The following is a 24241-nucleotide window of genomic DNA, read 5'->3' as shown; positions in this document are numbered from 1 at the left end:
TAAGATTTTAGTACTAGATTGTTAGGATTATGTTTAAATGTGATGGAATCAAAACTTTCACAGATTGTGAAAGTAACCTCAAAAGAGGAATCTGATAGGAGGGATTATTATTTTAGAATTTAAACGTTTTGAATTGAGAGATAAACCATTAATCGACAAATATTTTGAACAACATCATTATGAAGCATCCGATAATTGCTTTACTACATTGTTTATGTGGCAAGATCCGTACGGTATTCGCTGGGCTGAAGAAAATGGCGTATTGTACATCCAAGGTGGTGGCAAGCGTGAGCCATTCCTTTTGCCTCCATTTGCTGGTAAAGATGCAAAGTTCCTTGATGGTTTGTTGCGTGCTAAAGAATGGTTCGTAGAAAATAAATTGCCGTTCCGATTTAAAGGCGTTAGCAAAGATGTAAAAGAACGCATGGAAGACCTATGTCCTGGTCGCTATGCATTTACACCTGACCGCGATAACTACGAATACATTTACAAGTCCGAAGATCTTATCAACTTGTCTGGTAAGAAATTCCGTCAAAAGAAAAACCATTTAAACCAATTCCGCATGCAATATTCTAACTATGAATATGTGCCGATTACAGATGATATTATTCCATTATGTCGTGAAACGGCAGCATCTTGGGTAGAAACGCATCATGAAGAAGGTATCGAAGATGAATTGATAGCCATCAATTTGTTATTTGATAACTGGGATGTGTTGGGACTTAAGGGCGGTGCTATTAAACTATTCGGCCGTGTCGAAGCCTTTAGTATCGGTGAGCTTCTCAATGACAGAATTGCTTTGATTCACATTGAAAAAGCAAATCCAGATATTCGTGGTTTGTATCAAGCTATCAATAATGAATTCATTCGTCATGAATTTAGCGAAGTAGAATTTATCAACCGCGAAGAAGATATGGGTTTGCCTGGCCTTCGTCAAGCAAAAGAATCTTATAACCCAGATCATTTTGCTGAAAAATATGACGCAGTATATGCTAACGAAGCTGATAATGCGACAGGCGGTAAATAAAAATTTGAGCTATGAAGCCGATGTGCTCCATAGCTCATTTTGTTATAATAGAATTGTTAGCCTATCTATTTGAATGTAACTATTGTATCATCATGACGATATGGCGATATGGCGATATGGCGATATGGCGATATGGCGATATGGCGATATGGCGATATGGCGATATGACGATGCGATGTGCTTAGATTAGATATTATACGCTGTGAAACGACAGATAGATAATGGCTCTTATGATATAACGAGGATATAAATATGGAATTTAGAATTGCGACGGCTCAAGATACGCCTCATGTGGAGAATCTATGGGCGTACTGCTTTGAACCAAAGGAAGATCCATTCTTCCAATATTATTTTACAAATTGCTATGAACCAGAAAATACAATGGTCGGCCTAGAACAGGGCCAATTGTTGAGCACTGTTCATTTGCGTCAATACAATCTTAACGTTCGCGGTGCTGTATTACCTACGAGTTATATGGTAGGCGTAGCAACACATCCTGCGGCTCGCCGTGGTGGTGTAGGCGGTGCATTATTGACCTCTGCACTAGAAGAGCTTCGTAAACGCGGCCAAGCTATGACGATTTTGATGCCATCCAAGGCGGCATTCTATCAACAATATGGTTGGGAACTTTATGCTCATCAATGGGTGAACACCATGTCGCTAGACGACTTGCGCCCTATGACAGATAAAACGTTGAGCTTTGGCTTGCTAAATAGCGTAGATCAATGGACTTTGTTAGATCCAGTATATAAAACCTATACGGCTCGTCTTTCCGGCTACGCAGAGCGCGGTGAAAAGGAATGGAAACGATTATTAGGCAGCTTCTTTGCAGAAGGCGTAAACATTACTGTAGTGCGCAACGATGATAACGTCATCGAAGGCTATGCAGTGTATCGTTTAGGTCAGCCTGAAATTCCTGTTTCTGAATTGGTTTACACGACACGCCGTGCACAACGTGCATTATTGAACTACTTCTATAATCACCGTTCTCAAGGCACTTCTATTCGTTGGAATGAAGGTCTTCATGATACATACTATCGCTTTTATCCTGATGGTAGAACTGGTCACGCTACGATGCCGTATATGATGAGTCGTATTGTAGATGTAAAAGCTGCTTTTGAAGCGATTCCTGTAAATCCAGAGGCATTGATGATGCCTATAACAATGACCTTTGCAGTAAAAGATGGGCTTTGCAGCTGGAACGAAGGCCGTTATGAAGTGGAATATGGCGGTGCATTAACTCCATCCGTTAAAAAGATTTCTGATACATTTGATGGTGAAGCGGATATTACCGTTGAGGTCGGTGCATTAAGCCAGTTATTAATGGGCACTCTTACGGCTCGAGACCTTGTTTTTGAAGGGAAACTTTCAGTAAGTGAAGAATGGTTAGACTATTTCGATATTCTCTATCCTGAACAAAAAACATATATTAACGAATGGTGGTAATATGAGCTGGAAAACGTATACGGTGAAAGAACCGACAGAGTTGACGGTTTCTAAATATGTAAAGGAACGATTTTCCCTATCCTCTCGGGATATCCAAATGGTATTTCGCAAGAAACGGGTAAAAGTTAATAGCCGTGTGGCTCATTCGCAGCGAGCACTTAAAAAGGGTGATGTATTAACCTTGGAGTTACCACAAGATAAGGATTATGGGGTTGATGTAGAAAAGGGACCGATTACAGTTCTCTATGAAGATGCGCATACGTTAGTTGTAAATAAGGATCCCTTTATGCTCGTTCATCCTGCAGGGCAAACGAAGTCTTGTACATTGAGTAACTATGTGGCAGGGTATTATGCGAAGAAAAACGTAGTTCATAAGGTTCGACCTGTGCACCGCCTCGACCGAGATACATCGGGGTGCATTCTCTTTGGTAAAACAAAAGAAGCACAACAATACTATACGGATGAGCTACAAGCAGGTCGTATCGACCGCATTTATACAGGCCTTGTAGAAGGGCGTATTGATGCGGATGGTATGGTAGATGCGCCTATCGGGGTCGATCCAGTATTTGATAATCGCCGCGTTATCGATGAATTTGGGCAGCCTGCTCAAACAGAATATATTGTTCTTAATCATGAGGGAGACAATACTCTGTTACGTTTTAAGTTATTGACTGGTAGAACTCATCAAATTCGCGTACACATGGAACACATTGGTCATCCTATCGTAGGTGATGCTATGTATGGTACGCGCAATAAGCCTTATACACGCCAATGTTTACATGCATCGGAGCTAACCTTCGTGCCGTATGGTAAGGACGAAGCTATCACGATTACTTGTGAAGTAGGGGATAATTTTGGTCGAGAATAATAACCGTTGATTTTTCTGTTCTAAATAATATGCCTATCGCATCTATCGGACGAGATGCTTATTATCCCTGTATCCTTGTATACAAAAAACAATAGTGATAAAAACTCATAGTCTATGCATGAAAAGCATAGACTATGTTTTTTTTATATTTTCAATTCACAGTGGACAGGAGTATACTGTGTATAGACATAAAATTCTATAGAATGTTAAATTGATAATTTTATAGAGAAATAGTTTGTTAGTTATACTTTTACCAAGACCGAACGGAACGATGCCGCAGTGCTTGGAATAATCAAGTGATATGAAGGAGTGCACGTTATGGATATGAAGCAAAGCACAATAGAGCAACAACGTCTAGATCAAGCTAGACTCGAAGCCAATGGCATGTACAGCAGCCAATTTGAAAAGGATGCGTGTGGCATGGGCTTCGTTGTTAATATTAAGGGGAAGAAATCTCATGATATTATCGACGATGGTTTGCGCATTTTGGAGCGCCTTGAACATCGTGGTGGTGCCGGTGCCGATAAGGACACAGGGGATGGTGCCGGTATTTTGGTACAAATTCCGCACGAGTTCTTCAAGCGTGAGTGCGAAGTGCTTGGTATTCAACTGCCTGCAGCTGGCGAATATGGCGTAGGTATGGTCTTTGCTCATAAATATGAAAGTCTCCGTAACGAGCAAAAACGAATTCTCGAAGAGGTCGTACGCGAAGAGGGGCAAGTTGTCCTCGGCTGGCGTGAAGTACCGGTTGATGGTACAAAGGTCGGTAAAGAGGCAGCTGCGATTCGACCTTGGATGATTCAAATCCTTATCGGCAAAGGTCCCGATGTAACTAACAATAAGGAATTTGAACGTAAATTATATATCATCCGTAAACTGGCGGAAAAACGCATCATTCCATTAAGCAAGGAATTATCTAGCGATTTTTATATCGCATCTTTGTCTTCTAAAACAATCGTATATAAAGGTATGTTAACACCTGGTCAATTGCGAGACTTCTACCTTGATTTGAGCGACCTTGACTTTACATCTGCGTTGGCAATGGTGCACTCTCGTTTCAGTACGAATACATTTCCAAGCTGGGCTAGGGCACATCCTAACCGTTTCTTAGTTCATAATGGTGAAATCAACACCATTCGCGGTAATGTAAACTGGATCAACGCTCGTGAAGGTAAAGCGGAATCTCCATTGTTCCCAGATATCAAAAAGGTATTCCCCGTAGTAGATGATAGCGGTTCTGACTCGGCTATGTTTGATAACACATTGGAATTCTTGCACATGACAGGCCGTTCCTTGCCTCATGCGATTATGATGATGATTCCTGAACCTTGGGAACGCAATAATCTCATGAGCCAAGAAAAACATGATTTCTATGAGTTCAATAGCTTTATGATGGAACCATGGGATGGTCCTGCGGCTATGGGATTTACGGATGGTACAGTTATCGGCGGTGTCCTTGACCGCAACGGTTTACGTCCTGCTCGTTACTATGTGACAACAGATGACCGCGTTATTATGGCTTCCGAGGTTGGCGTTGTAAACGAAAATGCTGAAAACATACGCGCTAAAGGCCGTTTAGAACCAGGTAAAATGCTGCTCATCGATACAGAGGAGCAACGTATCATCTCCGATGAAGAAATCAAACATCGCGTCGCTACTGAATTACCATACAATGAATGGGTAAAGGAACACGTTATTCATTTGTCTGAAATTACGCAAGCCGATGAAAGTACAATTCCAAAAGTAGATGATTTATTTAAAGAACAACAAGCTTTTGGTTATACCCAAGAAGACCTTGTGCGCATGATCGTGCCTATGGCAAAAGATGGTAAAGACCCTGTAGGTGCTATGGGTGCCGATGCACCTTTAGCTATCTTGTCCGATAAACCACAATTGCTATATAGCTACTTCAAGCAAATGTTTGCGCAAGTAACAAATCCTCCTATCGACTCTATCCGTGAGGAGATGGTTACATCTACACGGGTTATGCTTGGTAACTCTGGTAATCTAACAGAGCCTAACAAAGCAGGAACCTATGCGCTGTCTATGCGCACACCAATCCTTACGAACCAAGAGTTGGCGTCCATCAAAGCTCTTGATTGTCGTCGCATGAAATCCGTAACCTTGCCAATTCTCTTCGATCCTACTAAGGGTGCTGAAGGCTTGCGCGATGCGCTAAATGATTTATGCGAAAAGGCAGAAGAAGCAGCTCGTACAGATCAAAATGTGTTGATCTTATCCGACCGCGGTGTCGATGAAAATCATGCACCAATTCCAGCGTTGTTGGCTGTAGCTGCTGTTCACAATCACTTGATTAACAAAGTGTTGCGTACAGAAATTGGCCTCATCCTTGAATCTGGTGAACCACGCGAAGTTCATCACTTCTGTACATTAATCGGTTATGGTGTAACAGCTATCAACCCATACTTGGCGCTTGAAACTGTACGCGATTTACAAGCTCGTAAACGTCTTGGCGATATTACGCCAGAACAGGCAGAAAAGAACTACATCAAGGCCGCTGTAGGTGGTATTATGAAGGTCATGTCCAAAATGGGTATTTCTACAGTTCGTTCCTACCACGGTGCACAAATCTTTGAAGCGTTGGGCTTGAATACTAACTTTATTAACAAGTTCTTCGTAAATACACCAACACGTATTGGCGGCATTGGTCTTGGTGGTGTAGCACATGAAGCATTAGCTCGTTTTGAACGGGCTTTCAAATCCGATGAAACAGTACTCGAACCAGGCGGTTGGTATGGTCCAGTAAAAGATGGGGAAGAGCATCTATTCAATCCTAAGACTATCGACCTGTTACAAGCATCCCTTATCGAAAAGGATTATGCAAAATATAAAGAATACTCCAAAGCGATTCGCAACGATTACCATGTTACATTGCGTTCTTTGATGGAATTGAACTATCCTGTAGGCGGTGGTATTCCTATCGAAGAGGTTGAACCGGAAGAGTCTATCGTAAAACGCTTTAAAGCGGGAGCTATGAGTTACGGTGCCATCAGTAAAGAAGCACATGAAGCCATTGCTATCGCTATGAATCGTCTTGGCTCCACATCCAACTCTGGTGAAGGCGGCGAAGATGTAGAGCGTTTTAAACCATTGCCAAACGGCGATAGCATGAACTCCGAAGTAAAACAGATTGCATCTGGTCGTTTCGGGGTAACAGCGAATTATTTGATCAATGCAAAAGAGTTGCAAATTAAATGTGCTCAAGGCGCAAAACCAGGTGAAGGTGGTCAATTACCAGGCAAAAAGGTATATCCTGAAATCGCGAAAGCTCGTCACTCCACTCCTGGCGTTGAGCTCGTATCTCCACCACCACATCACGATATTTACTCCATCGAAGACTTGGCTGAGTTGATTTACGATTTGAAATGCGTCAACAAAGATGCGCGTATTTCCGTTAAATTGACATCTGAAGCAGGCGTTGGCACGATTGCTGCTGGTGTTGCGAAAGCGAAAGCGGATAATATCTTGATTTCCGGATACGATGGTGGTACTGGTGCGGCAGGTCGTACATCTGTTAAACACGCTGGTGTGCCTTGGGAATTAGGTTTGTCTGAAACTCATCAAACATTGATGCTCAATAGATTGCGTGACCGTGTTCAATTAGAAGTAGACTCTAAATTGATGACTGGTTTCGATGTGGCTGTAGCCGCTATGCTCGGTGCTGAGTTATTTGGCTTTGGCACATTGCCACTCGTTGCGGTAGGCTGTAAAATGGCTCGTGTATGTAATCTTAATACATGCCCTTATGGTGTAGCTACACAAGATGAAAAATTGCGTGCTCGTTTCACAGGTAAGCCTGAATATGTTGAAAACTTGATGATTTTCATCGCACGTGAATTGCGTGAAATCATGGCTCGTCTAGGTATTCGCTCCGTAGCTGAACTCGTTGGGCGTATCGATCTTATACGTCAAAAATCGCAAGACGATAACTTCAAGTTGTCTCGCGTTGACCTTAAACGTATATTGTTCCGTCCGTACATCGACGCCTCTGTAGGGCATATGCACATGGTTGACCAAGATCACGAGTTAGAACGCACCTTGGATATGTCCAAGCTCTTGCGTATGTGCCGTCCTGCTATTGAGGACCAAAAACCGATTCGCGCTAAATTGGCTATCACTAACATCAATCGTGTTGTAGGTACCTTGGTTGGTTCTGAGGTGACTCGTCGTTATGGTGAAAGCGGTTTGCCAGATAACACAATCAAGTTGAACTTTGAAGGCTCTGCGGGTCAATCCTTTGGTGCTTTCATCCCTAAAGGCATGACCTTAGAACTCGAAGGGGATGCAAATGATTACCTCGGTAAAGGCTTGTCCGGCGGTACTATAACGGTGTACCCACCTAAGAAATCTATCTTTGAAGCGGACGAAAACATCCTAATTGGTAATGTCGCCTTCTATGGTGCAACCTCTGGTACATCCTACATCAACGGTGTAGCTGGTGAACGTTTTGCCGTTCGTAACAGTGGTATCACGGCTGTTGTGGAAGGTGTCGGCGACCATGGTTGTGAATATATGACCGGTGGCGAAGTGCTCGTACTCGGTAACATCGGCCGTAACTTCGGAGCAGGTATGTCCGGTGGCTATGCGTACATCCTCGATTGCGATGAACGCTATGTAAATCCAGGTCTCGTAGAACTACGTCCTGCCAATAATGATGACCTTAAACGCATTAAAGAACTAGTAGAACAACATGTATTGCATACTAACTCCGCTAAAGGCCGTCACCTTTTAGAAAACTGGAATAACTTTGTAAACAGATTTACAAAGGTTGTACCTGTAGCATACGAGGAAATGCAAGCTGCTATTGAACGCTTTAAAGAACAAGGCTTGTCCTTAGAGGAAGCTCAATTAGCTGCATTTAAAGAAAAATATGCATAATATATTTCTTCTTAGTTAATTTTTGTTATATAAGAATACAGTGAAAAGCCTCTATAGCTTTGACTATAGAGGCTTTTTCATGTATAATATTTGTATTGCAATATTGGATCATGGCAGTTCTCGGGCCTGTGCAATGGGGGCCTGTGAATCGTGTCAGGACTGAGAGGTAGCAGCACTAAGCGGTAACCTTCATGTGCCACGGGGAACCCGGGGGCTGTCGTGATCGAATATTGCAAGGCGGCCTGTGAGGCCGCTTTTTTTATGTCTAATATAGGAATGTATGATACTTTATTTTGGACTATACGATGTTTTATTGTGAACCATATGATGGAATTTTGACTAGTAAATATCTACAAAGTTTATAAATAAACATATCACTTTGAAAATGTGGAGAGAACTATATTAAAGAAGTCAGATTTTCTTGAATATGGTATAATAAAGTATTGTAAGTTTCGGAAAAAGGGGGTGTTCCAATGGCATATATTGCGCTATATCGTAAGTATCGTCCGCAGATATTTACCGATGTAGTCGGCCAGCATCAGGTGTCTGATACTTTGATGCGTGCTATCCGCGAAGACAAGGTAGCTCATGCCTATTTATTTGCCGGTCCTCGGGGGACTGGTAAGACGAGCATGGCGAAGATTTTTGCGCGCGCTATCAATTGCGAGCAGGGGCCAACGGATCACCCTTGTAACGAGTGTAGTGCTTGTAAATCGATTTTGAGCGGCCAGTCCATGGACGTTCTTGAAATCGACGCCGCATCAAATCGCGGTATCGATGAGGTTCGTGCTCTTCGTGAAAGCGTCAAATTTATGCCTGTTGAGGGGCGTAAAAAGGTTTTCATCATCGACGAAGCCCATATGCTCACTACAGAGGCGTGGAACGCGCTTTTAAAAACTATCGAAGAGCCGCCAGCTCACGTCATGTTTATCTTTGCTACTACAGAAATTGAAAAATTGCCTGTTACTATCGTGTCTCGTTGTCAGCGCTATACTTTTAGACGTATTACTTCTGATGACATCGCACAGCGTCTATCTTATGTAGCAGAAAAAGAAGGCTTTGACCTTGATTCTGCGGCGGCTCAGCTCATCGCTGTTCATGCAGACGGTGGTTTGCGTGATGCTTTGAGTATTCTAGACCAATGTGCAGGTATGGCAACGGGCTCTATTACACCGCAAGTGGTGGAAGAGTTAATCGGTCTTGTAAGTAAGGAATGGATCATTCATTTCTTAGATGCTTTGCGCAACGGAGATGGCCCGAAAGTATTATCCTACGTTCACGATGCATTGGCAGAAGGTCGCGATGCGACGCAAATTATGGAAGCCCTCATTCAACATGTGCGTGCTTTGCTCGTTGGTAAGGTGGCTCCTGATGCGGATGAACTCAAGGTATACGATGCCTTTAAGGATGAGTTCCTAGCTCAGGCCAATACTGTTGATTTCAATGAACTTAACCAATATGTGCGCAGTGCTCAATCCATCATGAATGATGCGAAACAAGTGGATAATCCAAGAACCATCATTGAAATGGGTCTACTCGTGCTTTGTGCTAAATTAGGCTCTGTTGATGAAAGCTTAGAAGACCGTGTACATGCTCTAGAAAGTACTGAGCGATCTGAACGAAATGATTTATTGAACCGCATGGCTCAATTGGAACAACGAGGCCCAGCGGCTCCTACACCAGCTTATAGTGCTAATGCATTTGGTCCACCTAGCGGCTATGCGAACAGCTTTGTTCCTGTAGATAATGCTGCTGTACAGAATACTTCCATGAGTAGTATTCAAAATACTGCTGTTGGTACTGTGCCACCTCCAAGCAGCGTAGGTATGACACCACCGCCTGCGAATGTGGGTATGACTCCACCGCCTGCGAGTGTAGGCATGACTCCACCACCGGTGGGAGCACCAGGTAGTACACCTCCTCCGATGAATGGAGTGGGTATAGCTCCGCCACCAATGGGTGGCGTTGGCATGGCGCCACCGCCAAACAGTGGGGATACGGCTTCCCGAAAACCTACAAGAAACCAAGCTAAAGGTCGCGGTAAAAAAGGCATTAGTACACAGGCCATCATTAGTGAACAAATCTTATCTGCTCAAGAGTATCGTAATGTACAATCCAATGTCATTAAATACTTGAAGGATAGTAATCGCAATATGACCTCTACCGTTATCGGTCAAGGTCAGCTAGTGTATGTAGACCAAAGCAAGGCGGTCATGGCCTTTAAAAATACATTACATCTCAATGTAATGACCAATGAAGTGAACTTGGCGGAAGCGGTTGATGCTTTCACCTATACACTGGGCTATGCAGTACACGTAGAAATCGTGGATGCCCTCACGCAAGTTTATAAAGACTATAAAAAGGCTGCTGGTAGCACCACACAACGCCAAGTAAAAGCACCCCAACGACCACAAGAACCGATGGTTGACGTAAAGACGACCTCTGGTGGGCAACCGACACAAATGGATTTAACCAATGATCCTCAAGAGAGTAAGCCTGATTCTGCAGCCGTGGACGCGGCTAAGGCTGCGGCTATGGCATTCTTAGCCAAGAAAACCGGCGGTGCTGTTGCAAATACAGCAGTTAATGATAGTGCGAATACAAGTACAATAGATACATCAGAAACTGCAGTAGGAGCTGATGTAGAAACAGAGCCAGCATTCGGTGGTGATGTGCCGATTACAACTTTTGATGGCAGTCCATCTAATCAGGTCCCCGATGGTGAGATTCCTATTGAGTCTCTAGCGGGTTCTATTGAAGGGGATGATATTCCAGTTCATTCCTTTGATGATGTGCCTGTAGATGATATGGAGGGTTCTTATGTATCATCCTTAGATGATATGCCGCCACATCCATTAGATAGTGTGACTGTTATCAGCGAGGATGGCGAAGTGTTAGAGCGCCCTATGGATAGCGGCGCGCATATCGAGGTTGAAGCTGTCCCAAAGTCTGATGGGGGTAAACCTCGTGAGGTAACCCCGCATCAAAGTGATGACAAAGCTATGCTTTCATCAGCACCTATTAAAGTAGAGGCTATCGATAGTGTTACGGTGGCTCGAGAATACGCCTGGGATCCAGAGCATATGACAGAAGAGGAACGAAGCAATCCTCTCTTGGCGGAAACATTAGAAAAATTATCTGAAGACCATGACATCATAGTCGAGGTTATCGAAGAATAGATAAAAAAGTAATTGTTAGATAATAACCTTTGGCCTTGGGGCTATTAGGTGACACATATGTTATAAATCTATGTCATATAGTATTAATGATGTGGACTTAGAATGTTAGTATAGGACGATGTCTTAAAAGGAGGAAATATAATGTTTGGTAAAGGTATGGGCAACATGGCGGGCATGATGAAAAAAGTTCAAAAGATGCAAGAAGATATGAAGAAAATGCAAGAAGAGTTAAAAACTCGCACTGTAGAAGCTTCCGTAGGTGGCGGTGCTGTAACCGTTGTGATGAACGGTGAAAAAATCATCGAATCCTTGAAATTGAATCCTACAGCTGTTGATCCTGAAGATGTGGAAATGTTAGAGGATCTAGTAATGGCTGCGGTAAACGAAGCTAGCAAAAAAGTAGACGACCTCTTGGCTCAAGAAATGGGCAAAGTGACTGGTGGTCTAAACTTGCCAACAGGTTTATTCTAAATGACAAACGCTTTAGAACGGCTCGTAGAACAGCTGCGCCGCTTGCCTGGCATCGGCTCCAAGTCGGCTAGACGCTTGGCTTATCATTTGGTAGAAATGCCGAAGGAAGAGGTAGACCGCCTAGTGGAAACCATTGTAGAAGCGAAGGGGGCTACGCGTCACTGTTCTATTTGCTTTAACTTATCAGCTCAAGATCCTTGCGAATTCTGTAGCAATCCAAATCGGGACCAAACGACGATTATGGTTGTTGAAACATCTCGCGATGTGATTGCTATCGAGCGCAGTGGTGATTATAAGGGCTTGTATCATGTATTGGAAGGCGCTTTATCCCCTATGGAGGGCATCGGTGCCGATGATATTCGCGTAAAAGAATTGATTGCACGCCTTCGTGATGGTGTTGTACAAGAGGTGATCCTCGCGACAGACCCAGATGTCGAAGGGGAAGCAACAGCTCTGTATTTGGCGAGATTATTAAGTCCAAGTGGCATCAAGGTAACGCGCATTGCCCGCGGTGTTCCTGTGGGTGGCGATATTGAATATGCCGATGAATTAACGCTAGGCGGTGCCGTAGTGAACCGTCAAGAAATGAAAGGATAGTAGTATGGGAGCTTTATTAGCATCACCGATTATATCGGCGGTTATTTCCATTGCTGTAGCCTACATTGCTTTCAAAGTAGCATTTTTCACCATTAAACGGGTGGCTATGAATGTTGTGATTGGTGGGTTAACCTACTGGGTATGCGTTCATATACTTAATATTCCAATGGATATTGGGGTGGGTATTTGGGCATTAACAGCAATTTTAGGCCCTATTCCTATGGTCTTAGCTGCTATATATTACGGCATTAAATAACAGGAGGTTTTTATGCTTATCAATCGTGAACAACAACGCGTTATTGATGAAGTGGAACAGAATATCCTCTTGTTAGCGTCCGCTGGGACGGGAAAAACGAATACACTTGCTTATCGGGTGGCTCATCTCATCGAGGGTGGCTATGCGAAGGCGGAGAATATCTTGTGCATGACCTTTACGAACAAGGCCGCAAACGAGATGAAAGACCGCATTCAATCGCTCGTGGGCAGTCCTGCAAAGGCTGTGGAGGTTAGTACATTCCACAGCTTTTGCTTTTTCATTCTCCAACAAGAGGGCAAGCGCAACGAAACCTTGTACACGGATGTGACCATCTTTGACGAAGAAGACTGCAAGGAACTCTCTGAATCGTACCGTCCTGGTAAATTGCGAGAAATGTCCTTTGCTAATGTTATCGCTATGGTGAAAGAATATCGTTCCTTATATGGCTTTTATTCTGATGATCTCGTAGGTGACTACAAGCGGACAATCGAACGCTTACAGAAGGAACAGCGCGAAGCTATTGAGCAGCTCTTCTCTAGCTTTGGTAATGTCCTCTACAGTGAACTCCATGATTTCTTGAACCATGGTCACGAATGGATTGCTGCGTATGATGAAAGCTTAGCTTCCGTGCACGGCCTAGATTTTACAGATCTCATCTGCGGTGTTCATCGCCTATTTCAAGACCCTGTAGTTCGTGAGCGATGGCGCAGTCGTTACAGCTATATCTCTGTAGATGAAATGCAAGATACAGGCGTACTAGAGTACAAAGTTCTAGAAATGCTGTGGGAAGGTAATCACGTGCTACTATGTGGTGACTATTTCCAAACGATTTACGAATGGCGTGGCTCCGATCCGTTCCGCTTGCTCAAGCAATTTGATGCGGATTTCAAGCCTTTAAAAATCATCTTCTACGAAAACTATCGTTCTAATTGGACGCTCTTTACGATGGCTTTCAAAACCTTACAAAATATGTTCCCTGACCTGGTTGGGTCTATCTACACTGAATTGCCTCGTGCCAATAGTGAAAGCAAGGGTAAGCCTGTTCTCATTAAAGGTTGTAAAAATAGCTACCTTGAGGGCCGATATATCTACGAAGCTATCTGTGCATTACCGAAGGATGCTAATATCGGCGTTCTCGTGAGGGATAATAAAAAGGCACAGCAGTTAAGTGATTCTTTTGAACGTCTTAACGGCGAACAACCTGAAGAGGAACGCCGTCACTTCATGATTATCGACGAGTTTAAATTCTTTAGACGTCAAGAAATAAAGGACATTATGGCCTACTTCAAACTGCTCATGAATCCAAACGACTCTGTCAGTGCGAAGCGCATTATCAAGCGATATGTTGCTGGTATTGGTGATGCTCGTATCGCTGCGATTGAAAGCCTAGAGACGCGCCAAGTAGGTTTAAAATTGACGGACTTCATGGATATGCCTATCTTTGAGGCAGAGCCTTATGCAAAGCTTGTCAGTGGCTTAGAGCAGCACGAAGTAGTTGTTTATGACGTGGAGAGCACCGGCACAGATACGTCTCAAGACCGCATCATTCAAATTGCAGCTATTCGCATCGATGAAAATGGACAGGTCTTAGAGGCCTTTGAACGCTTTATCGATCCTGGTGTACCTGTTGGTCAATCCGAAGAGGTACATGGCTTCTCCGATGCGTATTTACAAGAACACGGCGAAGAGCCAGCTACAGTACTCAAAGCCTTCAAGGAGTTCTCCAAGAATGCTATCATCGTAGGTCATAATGTAAACTATGATGTAACTATCTTTACGAATGAATTGGCGCGCCATAACTTAGGCAATCCTGAGTTCAAGGCTATTTACGATACCCTCGATATCTACCGTCGTTTCTATCCTAATTTGCCAAATCATAAATTGGGTTTCCTAGCATCTAAGTTCCCTATACATCATGAGCCAACACATAATGCAATGGATGATATCTTGGCTACTGCACAGCTTTTAATTTATGCGGTGAAAGAAAAAATCGTACCGACCACAACGGGTCGCATGGTAGCTATAAATAAATATAAGGCAGCTTTCACGGATATCGCCTCTCAAATGGCGACCTTGCGTAGAAAAGCCTATACGGAGATGCCAACGAAATTATTGGTGTATATCATGAACCAAATGGGGGTTCTAGAATACTATAAATCTCATGGAGAAGCGGCTAAAGTAGAGCATATACGCGATTTGTATCGCATTATGGAAAAACTAGATGCGGCTTATGAAGGACCTGCAGGTTTGGCTCGATTAAATCAAATCTTACAGATGGCGGCTCTTACGGCGGGTGAACCAGCACAACAGGTGAGAAACGAAGATCGTATTCCTATCATTACCATTCACCAAGCGAAGGGCAGTGAGTTTGACCATGTATTCTTGGCTGGGCTAAACGAAGGAACTTTCCCGAGTCCCTTTGCCATTGCAGAAGGTCGTGAAGATGAGGAAAAGCGTTTATTCTATGTGGCCATCACTCGACCTAAACAAGAATTGACCATTACCTTTGAACAGACGAACATACGAGGGAGGGCAGTTCAACCAAGTTCGCTACTCAACTATATGCCACGAGATCTTGAACTCGTAGAAAGGAGATACTAATGGCGCGAAAAACACATCGCCCCGATGATATTCTGTGGACCGTGACAGCTGTAGATATAGAAGCTGTACTTAGCAAGAAAAATGCAAGACAAAAGCTAATAGGTAATGGTCAAGATATATCAAGTAAAAATCGAGATATATCGAGTAGCAATCAAGACATATCAAGTCGTGGTTCCGAGCATATTGGAGAAGTACGCGATATTTCACTTGGTGGAGTGTTAGATACTAGATATCCTCGAAAATCTTTAGTTAAACTTTTTGAAGAGAAATTAATTCATATTAATGGTCATAAGGCTACACCAAAGGATACAATCTCTGAAGGCGACGAGATTTGGATTGCTATGGCGAAGGAAAAAATAGATCATGACCCTATCGAAATGGACTTACGCATTCTGTATGAAGATACTGATCTCCTTATTGTGGATAAGCCAAGTGGTGTGACGGTAAACTCTAAAGATCAAGTATCTCTTGCCAATGGTGTGGCGCATTATTTTAAAGAACATGGTATCAAGCGAAAAGTACGTTTCTTGAATCGTCTCGATAGAGATACGACAGGTTGCATTGTCATTGCAAAAAGTGGTTTAGCACAAAGTATTTATCAACAGCAAATGGATGATAATACCTTTGAAAAGTGGTATATGGCGACTGTGGAAGGCATTGTAGAAGCCGATGAGGATTCTTTAGTATTCCCTATGGAACGCAGTGCTGATGGGATTCATTACGAAGTGAATCCTAAGGGAAAAGAGACTCGTACAGATTTTTCCGTCCTATGTAGACATTCTTCAGAGACTGTGGATAACTCTGTGAATAAGTCTAAAAATTCTGTGGATATAACAGCAAAAAATGTGGATATAAACTTAGGAGATGTTGATAAAAGTAGTCAAAATGTGGACAAAACTGTGTATAAGTCCAATAAATGTGGATATACAGAGGTTTTAGTTCGTTTGTACACAGGGAAAACACATCAAATTCGAGTAGCTTTCAGCCATATAGGGCACCCTCTTGTAGGAGATATCTTATACGGTGCACAACCTACGGGACAGCCATTCCAATTACGGGCTCAAAAGGTAGTATTTACACATATGCGCACAGGCGAGCGTATTACGGTTACGGCATAATCTGATTTCCTTAAATCATTACGCGAGCCTAAGTACTGGTTTGATAATAGGTCTGTATTATATATTGTGAAGTCACAATACCTAAAACAATCTAATTGAGAAATGAGAATTATTGATAACTCAGCAAAATCAATAAGTTTAAAAATATTTTTCAAGAATAATAATGACAAATGATAATCGATAAGCTATAATAGGATTATAAGTAAATCGATATAGTTCAATTTAAAAACTATAAATCAGAATGTAAGAGGTGTAGTATGATTTTACAAGATAATAGTGCAGCACGTAATCGGGGGATTACGCTTGCCAGTATAAAAGGCATTATAGGTAATGTCGTTCTCGTTATTTTTAAAATGATTGTGGGCCTTGCGTCTAATTCCATCGCCATCATCCTTGATGCGGTAAATAACTTAACAGATGTATTGTCCTCTGTATTAACTATTGTGGGTACGAAATTAGCCGCCAAAGGGGCTGATAAGGAGCATCCATTTGGACACGGTCGTATAGAATATATGACTACCATGGCTATAGCTTTCATCATTCTCGGTGCAGGTATTGGATCCCTTAAGGAATCTGTGGATAAAATTATCCACCCTGAGGTATCTACATTTGATATTCCAGGTCTTGTTATCATCGCTGTTGCCATCGTTGTGAAAGTAGTGATGGGTCGTTATATCAAGGCACAAGGTGAGAAATATAAATCCGATGCGCTCGTAGCATCTGGTATAGATGCCCTTTTTGATGCAGTGATTACCTTTGCTACATTGGTATCTGCAGGCTTAGTATTTTTCTTTAACTTTGATATTCAAGGTTATGTGGGCGCTGTTATTTCTGTTTTGATTTTAAAAGCAGCGTATGATATTTTACGTGAAATGTATAACCATTTGCTCGGTGTTCGAGCAGATGATAATTTAATCCGTAATATTAAAGAAACTATCGCACAGCATCCGAATGTGGGTGGTGTATATGACTTGGTATTAAATAGTTATGGGCCAGGAGAAACAATTGGTTCCGTTCATATTTCTGTACCAGATTCTATGACAATGGCAGAAGTTCATCCATTAACAAAGGGCATTGCGGTTCATCTTTATAAAAAGTTTGGCATCAATATGACTGTTGGTGTATATGCTGAAAACAAACCAAGTGTAGAAGTACTTGAAATTAGAAAAGCTCTTGATCAAGTTATTAGTTTATATACACATGTAGTACAAGTACATGCCTTCTACGTACAAGAAGAAAAGAAGGTTATCTACTACGATATTATCTTTGACTTTGACGAAGAAGATCCACATAGTACATTAGAAAAAATCAAGGCAGAAATGCAAAAACGTTACCCTGACTATACACAATTCGCTATTGTGGATACGGATTTTAGTAACTAATATTATAATTTGTTTTGATAAATTCTCTAAGGAGAGATGGAATGAAAAAAATTGCTCTTACCGCATTAGCTGTAATGGCGGTTGTTGGTGTGTTTGCGATTCAGCCTGTAGATGCAAAAAAGGTAGAACAAGATCCAGTAATGACACCTATTGAAATGCCTATGAATGATGAAATTCAACAGGTTAATGGTGTATCTAAATCTACTAATCAAGAAACACGACGTTTGTCTAATAATTTAGCACAAGCTACAAAAGTGATGATTAAGAAGAATTGGAAGATTATTTATATTAAAGCCGTTCCTGCGGGAGATAAGGATGCTGTGCGCTTCTATTACAAAGATAATAGAGGGCAAGTATATAATGGACAAGTCGTTAGAAATACAGGCCTATCCAAGGGTAAATATATGGCTGGTTCTTTACGTCAAACTGAGGCCTTGCAAGAATTAGTTAACCATTTGCAACAGAATGGTCAAGAAGTACCATCTTCTATTGATATCATCATCACTCAAGAAGGCTATCGCATTAAGACTATCTTTAATTACAATGAAAATATAAGTAATCTACCAGCGTATCAACAACAATATGAACAAGAAAACTTCCCAACTATGAAATAATAGAAACGCCCGTGCATGCACGGGCGTTTTGTTATTAGATTACGTAATCGTCGGAATCATCTTTTTTAGGTTTTTTGTAAATTTCTTTTACACCAGCCATTTCAATGAGTTCTTCTCCAAGCGCATCTTCATCGTCCGTGTTAAGCATGGAGTAGAAGGCCCAAAGAATGATGAACCAAATTGGTGTGAACAAGAGGGCAATTCGCGTATCTTCATTTAAGGCGAGAATTGTAAGAACGAAAACAAAGAAAGCTAGGATAATGTAATTCATTACAGGGTATAGAGGCATTTTGAATTTAGACTGTGCCGCTAGTTCAGGATTTTTCTTGCGATATTTGAGGTGACAAATAACCATCATGGCCCAAATAAAGATAAAGCAGAATGTGGAGATTGATGTAATCATAACGAATACTGCTTCAGGCATTACGTAGTTGAGTACAACTGTAATCAATAATACGGCTGCCGAGAAAATCGTTGCTTGGTACGGCACACTGCTGTGAGTCAAGCGACGCATCGAACTTGGGGCATGACCGCGTTTTGCCAAGGCATAAATCATACGACCGGTACTGAAGATACCGGAGTTTGTAGCAGAGGCTGCAGAGGTAAGAACAACGAAGTTTACGATACCTGCAGCGGCTGTAATACCAACGGCGGTAAATACAGCCACAAATGGACTTGCAGCAGGGTTAACGGCAGTCCAAGGGTAAATACTCATGATGATGGCTAAAGAGCCTACATAGAATAAAATAATACGCAATGGAATATTGTTTATGGCCATTGGAATAACCTTTTCAGGATCTTCTGTTTCGCCAGCCGTTAAACCTACGAGTTCTATGCCTGTGAAAGCAAATACAACCATTTGGAATGATAGGATAAAGCCCATCGTTCCATTCGGAAACCATCCTCCGTAATTCCACATATTACTAAAGGCGGCGACGCCAGCATCTGTAGTAAAACCTGTAACAATCATGATGATACCGATGATGATAAGAGAGATAATAGCGATTACCTTAATCAAGGCAAACCAGAATTCCATTTCGCCGAAATGTTTTACAGCTGTCAAGTTCATTAACAACAAGACGATTAAAACGAGTAAGGCGGGTATCCATTGGGGTAGCCACGGTATCCAGTACTGCATGTAGAGGCCTACGGCCGTTAAGTCTGCCATGGCTAGTGAAAGCCAGCAAAACCAGTATGTCCATCCCGTGATAAATGCTGCTCGATCCCCTAAGTAATCTTCTACAAAGTCGATAAAAGAGTGGTGGTTTAGGTTAGATAACAGTAATTCGCCTAGTGCTCTCATAATAAAGAAGCACATAACACCTGTTATTAGGTAGGCGAATATGATGGATGGACCAGCCAAGTGAATGGCGCGACCGGAGCCTAAGAATAGGCCTGTACCAATAGCACCGCCGATGGCGAGCAGCTGTACATGCCGGTTCTTAAGACCCCGTTTTAACTGATGCGTATCAGACATAATAAAGACCTCTTTTCTACAAACTATCTATAAATATAAAGGCTATGGATTACCACAGCTTTAACAATCTATAGAATCTATAAAACTATTTTTTTATAATACAGTATCTATTCTAAAAAGTCAAATGTATTTTTACAGTAGACAAAAGGCTTGATGATTTTCTGATGAGAGTATACCCTTATATTGATAAACTCATAGAATATCCTTTTTTTGAAGTTAATTGACGAATAATATAAAATAATTTATAATAAGTACACTTATAATAAAGCACTCATAAAAAAGGAGGATATAAAATGGAATTTAGTTTTAGTTTGAACATAAAAGCGCCAAAAGAAGCTGTGTGGGCGTACTATGCGAATATCGAAAAATGGTATGACTGGGAAGAGGATCTAAAAAATATTACATTAAACGGTAAATTTGAGACTGGTTCATGTGGTACAATGGAGCTTGAAGGCATGCCACCTATGGAATATCAGCTTACTCTTGTAAAAACTTTTGAAGAGTTTTGGGATAAGACTGAAACTCCATTTGGAGCTATACTTTTCGGACATCAAATAATTGATAATCATGATGGAAGTGTAAATGTAAAACATACTGTAAGTTTAGAAAGTGAAGATAAGCAACATTTGGAATTTTTAAGTCAAGTTTTTTCGGATGTTCCTCAATCTATATTTATTCTAAAAAATTGTTTAGAAAGATAAGGTGATTGCTGTTTGTTTACATCAAAATATAAAGACAATTCAGAAAAATCAACAGGATTATTGTTCATGAGGGTGTACAATAAATGGCATTTTACTATAAAACAAGCGTTAAAAGAGTTGAACTTAACACATCCTCAATTTGTTGTTTTAGCATCTCTTGCGTATTTATCACAACATGATAACGAAGTTACACAAGTTATGATTTCAAAACTTTCAGGGATAGATGTTATGACGGTATCTCAAATATTGAGCTTATTGGAAAAACGTGGTTTTGTAGAGCGAAAAGAGCACTCTAGAGATACACGTGCGAAAGCTGTTCTTTTAAATGAAGAGGGCGGTGCAATATTACAAAAGGCAGTCCCATTAGTTGAAGAGATTGATGAAATCTTTTTCGGAAAGCTGAATAGTGATGAGGCTCAATTTAAACATCTTCTTGGCAGATTACATGAAGAGTAAGGTGTATTAATTTTCCGATTCTTGTGGAGGCTATTATGAGACGTCAAGATCGTATGGTTACAAATATAGATGAAATTAAGGGCATTTTAAGTAGCACTCGCATCATTCACTTAGGTATGATGGATGGTGATTATCCTTACGTGGTACCTTTACATTTCGGTTATGAAATTGTAGATGATATACTCTACATCTATGTACATGGCTATCATGAGGGGAAGAAGTTTAATTTGATTAAAGTGAACCCCCATGTATTTATCGAAATTGACGGTAATGATGAGGCCCTCGTATCAGGTGGAGATATTCCTTGTAAATATAGCTCAGTTTATTCTAGTGTGATGGGCCGAGGAGAGGCTACCTACTTAGAGCGTGTTGATGAAAAGGATCATGGTTTACAAGTATTAATGAAGCATCAGACTGGTCGAGAATTTCCCTTTACTGATGCCATGGTAAACTCTGTGGGCGTCGTTCAAATTAAAGTTGTAGACTATACCGCAAAGAGACGAAGACAGCTTGAACAAGATATTATTATGCCTCCATTAACTAAATAATAACAAAACATCCTATTGAACTCTATTGTAATATAGCGTTTAGTAGGATGTTTTATTATGTATAACTAGTTAGAATTAAAGCAGCTAATGGCTCATAACTATACTTTCACAATAGGAAAGATAAAAGTTTTATGAAGTAGCTAGGGCAACAGAATCGGCAGCATGTTTTTGATATAAATAAGAAAATATATCATTATATGTGTAAAGTATATATCAATTTTTTATAAAAGGAGAGATCATGAAGAAGCTTCTATTTAAGTCCGTTTTGTCTGCTATGGCTGTAGGATTATTGTGTGCAGGATATGTTTCAGCTGATGTTGTTAATGATTCAATATCTACCGATAATGTTGGTGTTTCCGCTGCCGTTACATTTGATATGCCTAGAGTTCATCCTGATTCAGCAATCAAAGCATTACCAAGAAAGACTTTATTAGAGTGGCCTATGAAAACGCAAGAAGGGGCTCGTAATTGGAAAGGAATAGTAGAAACTGCACAGCAACTGCCGTATGAGGTCAAGGCGCCTAGCTATATACCTTATGGTTATCAGCTCTATACAGCGCGTCAAGATCGAAATGATGTATTAGAGGTTGTATATTACAAAAAAGGTGTGACTATCTATCGGGATGGGAAAAAATATATAGATAGTATTATGGCCTATAGAATGGGATATTCCTTGGATACTGTAAGAGATACACCATATGTTCCATCTGAATACGGCGATCTTGAATGGTCTAAATCAGGTGATTCTAGTGAGGTTTATTATACCGGTAATCCTGAAACGCATATGGTTCGCAGCATTACGTGGGCGAAGGATAATATGGCTTATTCCCTATTCTTCTTAGAACAGGTGAAAGAGGCTGATGCGGAATTCTATAAGGACCATGTGGTACCGTTGAAAAGTATTGATAGCTCTCGTTATGAACTAGTTGGTAACTATCCGATGAAACCGATTAAACCTAAAACTATTGAAGAAATAAAACAGGAACATGTAGTCCTATGAAAGCAAAGACTGGCGTGTTTTATTAAGATTACGTAGCACTATTAAAAGTCAGTGATCTGAGTTAAAAATGTAATAGATAAGTGATTACCTCGGTAATATATACTTATGAAATATCTAAATTTAGAGAGAAGAAATTATGAGATTGAAAATAACAAAATCATTATTAGCCATGGGAATACTAGCTGCTGTGGTAAGTAGCTTTGGAGTACAACCAGTTAGTGCGTTATCCCCTTTAGTGGATGAAAATGGAAATACTGTTACCATCGATACAGTGGAAAAGAATAAAGAGCTAATGAATCGTTATCGGTGGTATGATCAAGTTGATAATGGTGATATAGTACAGCTTAATGTTGACGCAAGTACAAATTATTTTGGATATGATTTACAAATTCCATCTTATATGCCTGAAGACTATGCAGTACGCGATGTAAAGTCAAGGGATCATGACGTATTAGAAATCGTATATACGGAAACGGGCCATGATGGAGAATATGGTCCGAAATTAACTTTCTCTAATACAGATATTGTGTATCGTATGGGGTGGGCTATCGATACCGTAGTAAAGCCTATTTTGGAAAAGACAAAATACAATGCTGATGATGCCGTTAGCTTTACTACCCCTAATGGAATCTCTGTACATACTTTAGGCTCTAGCAACGATTCTGTTCAAATTGCTTATTGGGAAAAAGATAACAAAGTTAATATGCTTTACTTTGCTTCCTCAAGAAACCAAAACTATGTAAGCAAAATTGTAGATTCAGTAGGGTCGTTAAGTAATGTGGCTTCTGATGATACTAGATTACGTGGTGACCGAAATGATAAGCAAAATGTTAAAGGCAATAATGCGCAAAGTGTTAAACAAAATGGAGAACAAGATAGACCTCATTTTGAAACTATTGGTTTGCCACTGCGTACACATACGAATTCTGAGTGGCCTGTACTTACGAGTAAATCCATCGGCTTACCTAGCGGTGTAATTGATGCATCTCGTAAGATGTCCTATGACGTATCTGTACCAAGTTACTTGCCTCTTGGCTATACATACTATGCTACACATTTTTATGATAATGATGTATTAGAAACTGTATATTGGAAGCAAGATAAAGAGTACAAAGAACATAGCGGCCGTTGGGTAAATCATGTTATGGCCTTCCGCATGAGTTACTCTAAGGATACTGTATGGCCTAAAGAATATGTTCCAACGGAATACCATGACGTACAGTGGATTGACTCTACGCCAACAGGTGATGTGCAGTATACAGGTAATTTAGATAAGAGCTTAGTTCGCAGTATTACGTGGAGCAAGGATAACATGGCATATTTCTTGTTCTTTCAAGTGCCTGTGAAAGCATCTGAAGCAGAGTTTTATAAAGAACATGTAGTACCATTAAAAAATATTGATTCAAGTCGTACAGACTTAATCGGTGTAAAAACGATTCGTTAATACTAAACCCTAATAAGACTCTATAGTACGATTCGGTAATGCCATACGACGTTAGCATTTAGTAAAAGAGTACATAATAAAAAGAACCTATTTCCTAGATATTAGAGTAATATCTTTGGAGATAGGTTCTTTTAGTGTATGTAATTTATATATATTT

General features: G+C 40.9%; 18 protein-coding genes and 1 other RNA gene. 18 read left to right on the top strand and 1 reads right to left on the bottom strand.

Features of this window, described 5'->3' with window-relative positions; genetic code table 11:
- Positions 1–91 precede the first annotated feature (91 nt).
- From AAAT26_RS06620 to AAAT26_RS06560, 13 genes are all read left to right on the top strand, one after another.
- Positions 92–1027, top strand: coding sequence for a DUF2156 domain-containing protein (locus AAAT26_RS06620; protein ID WP_331711869.1), 936 nt, complete (start codon positions 92–94; stop codon positions 1025–1027).
- A 252-nt stretch (positions 1028–1279) separates the two neighbouring features.
- Complete coding sequence (locus tag AAAT26_RS06615; protein ID WP_278471950.1) at positions 1280–2473, top strand: GNAT family N-acetyltransferase; 1194 nt, start codon at positions 1280–1282, stop codon at positions 2471–2473.
- 1 nt (position 2474) lies between these two features.
- On the top strand, positions 2475–3341 hold the full coding sequence (locus tag AAAT26_RS06610; RefSeq protein ID WP_101928525.1) for an RluA family pseudouridine synthase: 867 nt from the start codon (positions 2475–2477) through the stop codon (positions 3339–3341).
- A gap of 318 nt (positions 3342–3659) precedes the next feature.
- Entirely contained in the window at positions 3660–8240 is a 4581-nt protein-coding gene (gene gltB / locus AAAT26_RS06605; protein WP_349209015.1) for a glutamate synthase large subunit, read from the top strand.
- A gap of 117 nt (positions 8241–8357) precedes the next feature.
- Positions 8358–8457: signal recognition particle sRNA small type (ffs, locus tag AAAT26_RS06600), an RNA gene on the top strand.
- A 256-nt stretch (positions 8458–8713) separates the two neighbouring features.
- Complete coding sequence (gene dnaX / locus AAAT26_RS06595) at positions 8714–11419, top strand: DNA polymerase III subunit gamma/tau (RefSeq protein WP_349209014.1); 2706 nt, start codon at positions 8714–8716, stop codon at positions 11417–11419.
- Positions 11420–11560: 141 nt separating this feature from the next.
- Positions 11561–11890 (top strand): YbaB/EbfC family nucleoid-associated protein, encoded by a 330-nt coding sequence (locus tag AAAT26_RS06590; RefSeq protein ID WP_004694913.1) that lies wholly within the window; start codon positions 11561–11563, stop codon positions 11888–11890.
- The gene (gene recR / locus AAAT26_RS06585; protein WP_004694915.1) at positions 11891–12487 is read left to right on the top strand and encodes a recombination mediator RecR; all 597 of its coding nucleotides are present in this window, start codon (positions 11891–11893) and stop codon (positions 12485–12487) included. It begins immediately after the preceding gene.
- Positions 12488–12491: 4 nt separating this feature from the next.
- Entirely contained in the window at positions 12492–12743 is a 252-nt protein-coding gene (locus AAAT26_RS06580) for a hypothetical protein (RefSeq protein ID WP_004694917.1), read from the top strand.
- Positions 12744–12755: 12 nt separating this feature from the next.
- The gene (locus tag AAAT26_RS06575) at positions 12756–15344 is read left to right on the top strand and encodes a 3'-5' exonuclease (protein ID WP_349209013.1); all 2589 of its coding nucleotides are present in this window, start codon (positions 12756–12758) and stop codon (positions 15342–15344) included.
- Positions 15344–16462: an RluA family pseudouridine synthase gene (locus AAAT26_RS06570; protein ID WP_287517377.1), complete on the top strand. Its 1119-nt coding sequence runs from the start codon at positions 15344–15346 to the stop codon at positions 16460–16462. The genes AAAT26_RS06575 and AAAT26_RS06570 overlap by 1 nt, the downstream gene beginning before the upstream one ends.
- A gap of 257 nt (positions 16463–16719) precedes the next feature.
- Positions 16720–17844, top strand: a complete 1125-nt coding sequence (locus tag AAAT26_RS06565) for a cation diffusion facilitator family transporter (protein WP_008714826.1) — start codon at positions 16720–16722, stop codon at positions 17842–17844.
- Between the two features lie 41 nt (positions 17845–17885).
- Positions 17886–18458: an immunity protein YezG family protein gene (locus tag AAAT26_RS06560; protein WP_349209012.1), complete on the top strand. Its 573-nt coding sequence runs from the start codon at positions 17886–17888 to the stop codon at positions 18456–18458.
- A gap of 34 nt (positions 18459–18492) precedes the next feature.
- On the opposite strand, the gene AAAT26_RS06555 is transcribed toward AAAT26_RS06560, so the two are convergent.
- The gene (locus AAAT26_RS06555; RefSeq protein WP_349209011.1) at positions 18493–19935 is read right to left on the bottom strand and encodes an amino acid permease; all 1443 of its coding nucleotides are present in this window, start codon (positions 19933–19935) and stop codon (positions 18493–18495) included.
- 293 nt (positions 19936–20228) lie between these two features.
- Between AAAT26_RS06555 and AAAT26_RS06550 the strand changes: the two genes are divergently transcribed.
- The 5 genes from AAAT26_RS06550 (at position 20229) to AAAT26_RS06530 (ending at position 24084) form a co-directional block, all read left to right on the top strand.
- Positions 20229–20636: an SRPBCC family protein gene (locus AAAT26_RS06550; protein WP_349209010.1), complete on the top strand. Its 408-nt coding sequence runs from the start codon at positions 20229–20231 to the stop codon at positions 20634–20636.
- Positions 20637–20702: 66 nt separating this feature from the next.
- Positions 20703–21092 carry a MarR family winged helix-turn-helix transcriptional regulator gene (locus AAAT26_RS06545; protein WP_287508095.1) on the top strand — a complete coding sequence of 130 codons (390 nt, stop codon included), beginning with the start codon at positions 20703–20705 and terminating at the stop codon, positions 21090–21092.
- Positions 21093–21127: 35 nt separating this feature from the next.
- The gene (locus tag AAAT26_RS06540; protein ID WP_004694934.1) at positions 21128–21640 is read left to right on the top strand and encodes a pyridoxamine 5'-phosphate oxidase family protein; all 513 of its coding nucleotides are present in this window, start codon (positions 21128–21130) and stop codon (positions 21638–21640) included.
- Positions 21641–21878: 238 nt separating this feature from the next.
- Positions 21879–22640 (top strand): hypothetical protein, encoded by a 762-nt coding sequence (locus AAAT26_RS06535; protein ID WP_004694936.1) that lies wholly within the window; start codon positions 21879–21881, stop codon positions 22638–22640.
- Positions 22641–22776: 136 nt separating this feature from the next.
- Positions 22777–24084 carry a hypothetical protein gene (locus AAAT26_RS06530; RefSeq protein WP_349209009.1) on the top strand — a complete coding sequence of 436 codons (1308 nt, stop codon included), beginning with the start codon at positions 22777–22779 and terminating at the stop codon, positions 24082–24084.
- The last annotated feature ends 157 nt before the right edge of the window (positions 24085–24241 follow it).

The sequence above is a fragment of the Veillonella parvula genome, assembly GCF_040094895.1.
GTDB classification, from domain to species: domain Bacteria; phylum Bacillota; class Negativicutes; order Veillonellales; family Veillonellaceae; genus Veillonella; species Veillonella parvula_L.
The sequence above is the reverse complement of the archived record's forward strand: the minus strand, read 5'-3'. Positions and strand labels throughout refer to the sequence as shown.

Coding starts and splice junctions, on each gene's coding strand:
- AAAT26_RS06615 (WP_278471950.1), top strand. CDS start 1,280: ATGGAATTTAGAATTGCGACGGCTCAAGATACGCCTCATGTGGAGAAT.
- AAAT26_RS06550 (WP_349209010.1), top strand. CDS start 20,229: ATGGAATTTAGTTTTAGTTTGAACATAAAAGCGCCAAAAGAAGCTGTG.
- AAAT26_RS06555 (WP_349209011.1), bottom strand. CDS start 19,935: ATGTCTGATACGCATCAGTTAAAACGGGGTCTTAAGAACCGGCATGTA.
- AAAT26_RS06560 (WP_349209012.1), top strand. CDS start 17,886: ATGAAAAAAATTGCTCTTACCGCATTAGCTGTAATGGCGGTTGTTGGT.
- AAAT26_RS06610 (WP_101928525.1), top strand. CDS start 2,475: ATGAGCTGGAAAACGTATACGGTGAAAGAACCGACAGAGTTGACGGTT.
- AAAT26_RS06535 (WP_004694936.1), top strand. CDS start 21,879: ATGAAGAAGCTTCTATTTAAGTCCGTTTTGTCTGCTATGGCTGTAGGA.
- AAAT26_RS06570 (WP_287517377.1), top strand. CDS start 15,344: ATGGCGCGAAAAACACATCGCCCCGATGATATTCTGTGGACCGTGACA.
- AAAT26_RS06540 (WP_004694934.1), top strand. CDS start 21,128: ATGAGACGTCAAGATCGTATGGTTACAAATATAGATGAAATTAAGGGC.
- recR (WP_004694915.1), top strand. CDS start 11,891: ATGACAAACGCTTTAGAACGGCTCGTAGAACAGCTGCGCCGCTTGCCT.
- gltB (WP_349209015.1), top strand. CDS start 3,660: ATGGATATGAAGCAAAGCACAATAGAGCAACAACGTCTAGATCAAGCT.
- AAAT26_RS06530 (WP_349209009.1), top strand. CDS start 22,777: ATGAGATTGAAAATAACAAAATCATTATTAGCCATGGGAATACTAGCT.
- dnaX (WP_349209014.1), top strand. CDS start 8,714: ATGGCATATATTGCGCTATATCGTAAGTATCGTCCGCAGATATTTACC.
- AAAT26_RS06580 (WP_004694917.1), top strand. CDS start 12,492: ATGGGAGCTTTATTAGCATCACCGATTATATCGGCGGTTATTTCCATT.
- AAAT26_RS06565 (WP_008714826.1), top strand. CDS start 16,720: ATGATTTTACAAGATAATAGTGCAGCACGTAATCGGGGGATTACGCTT.
- AAAT26_RS06575 (WP_349209013.1), top strand. CDS start 12,756: ATGCTTATCAATCGTGAACAACAACGCGTTATTGATGAAGTGGAACAG.
- AAAT26_RS06590 (WP_004694913.1), top strand. CDS start 11,561: ATGTTTGGTAAAGGTATGGGCAACATGGCGGGCATGATGAAAAAAGTT.
- AAAT26_RS06545 (WP_287508095.1), top strand. CDS start 20,703: ATGAGGGTGTACAATAAATGGCATTTTACTATAAAACAAGCGTTAAAA.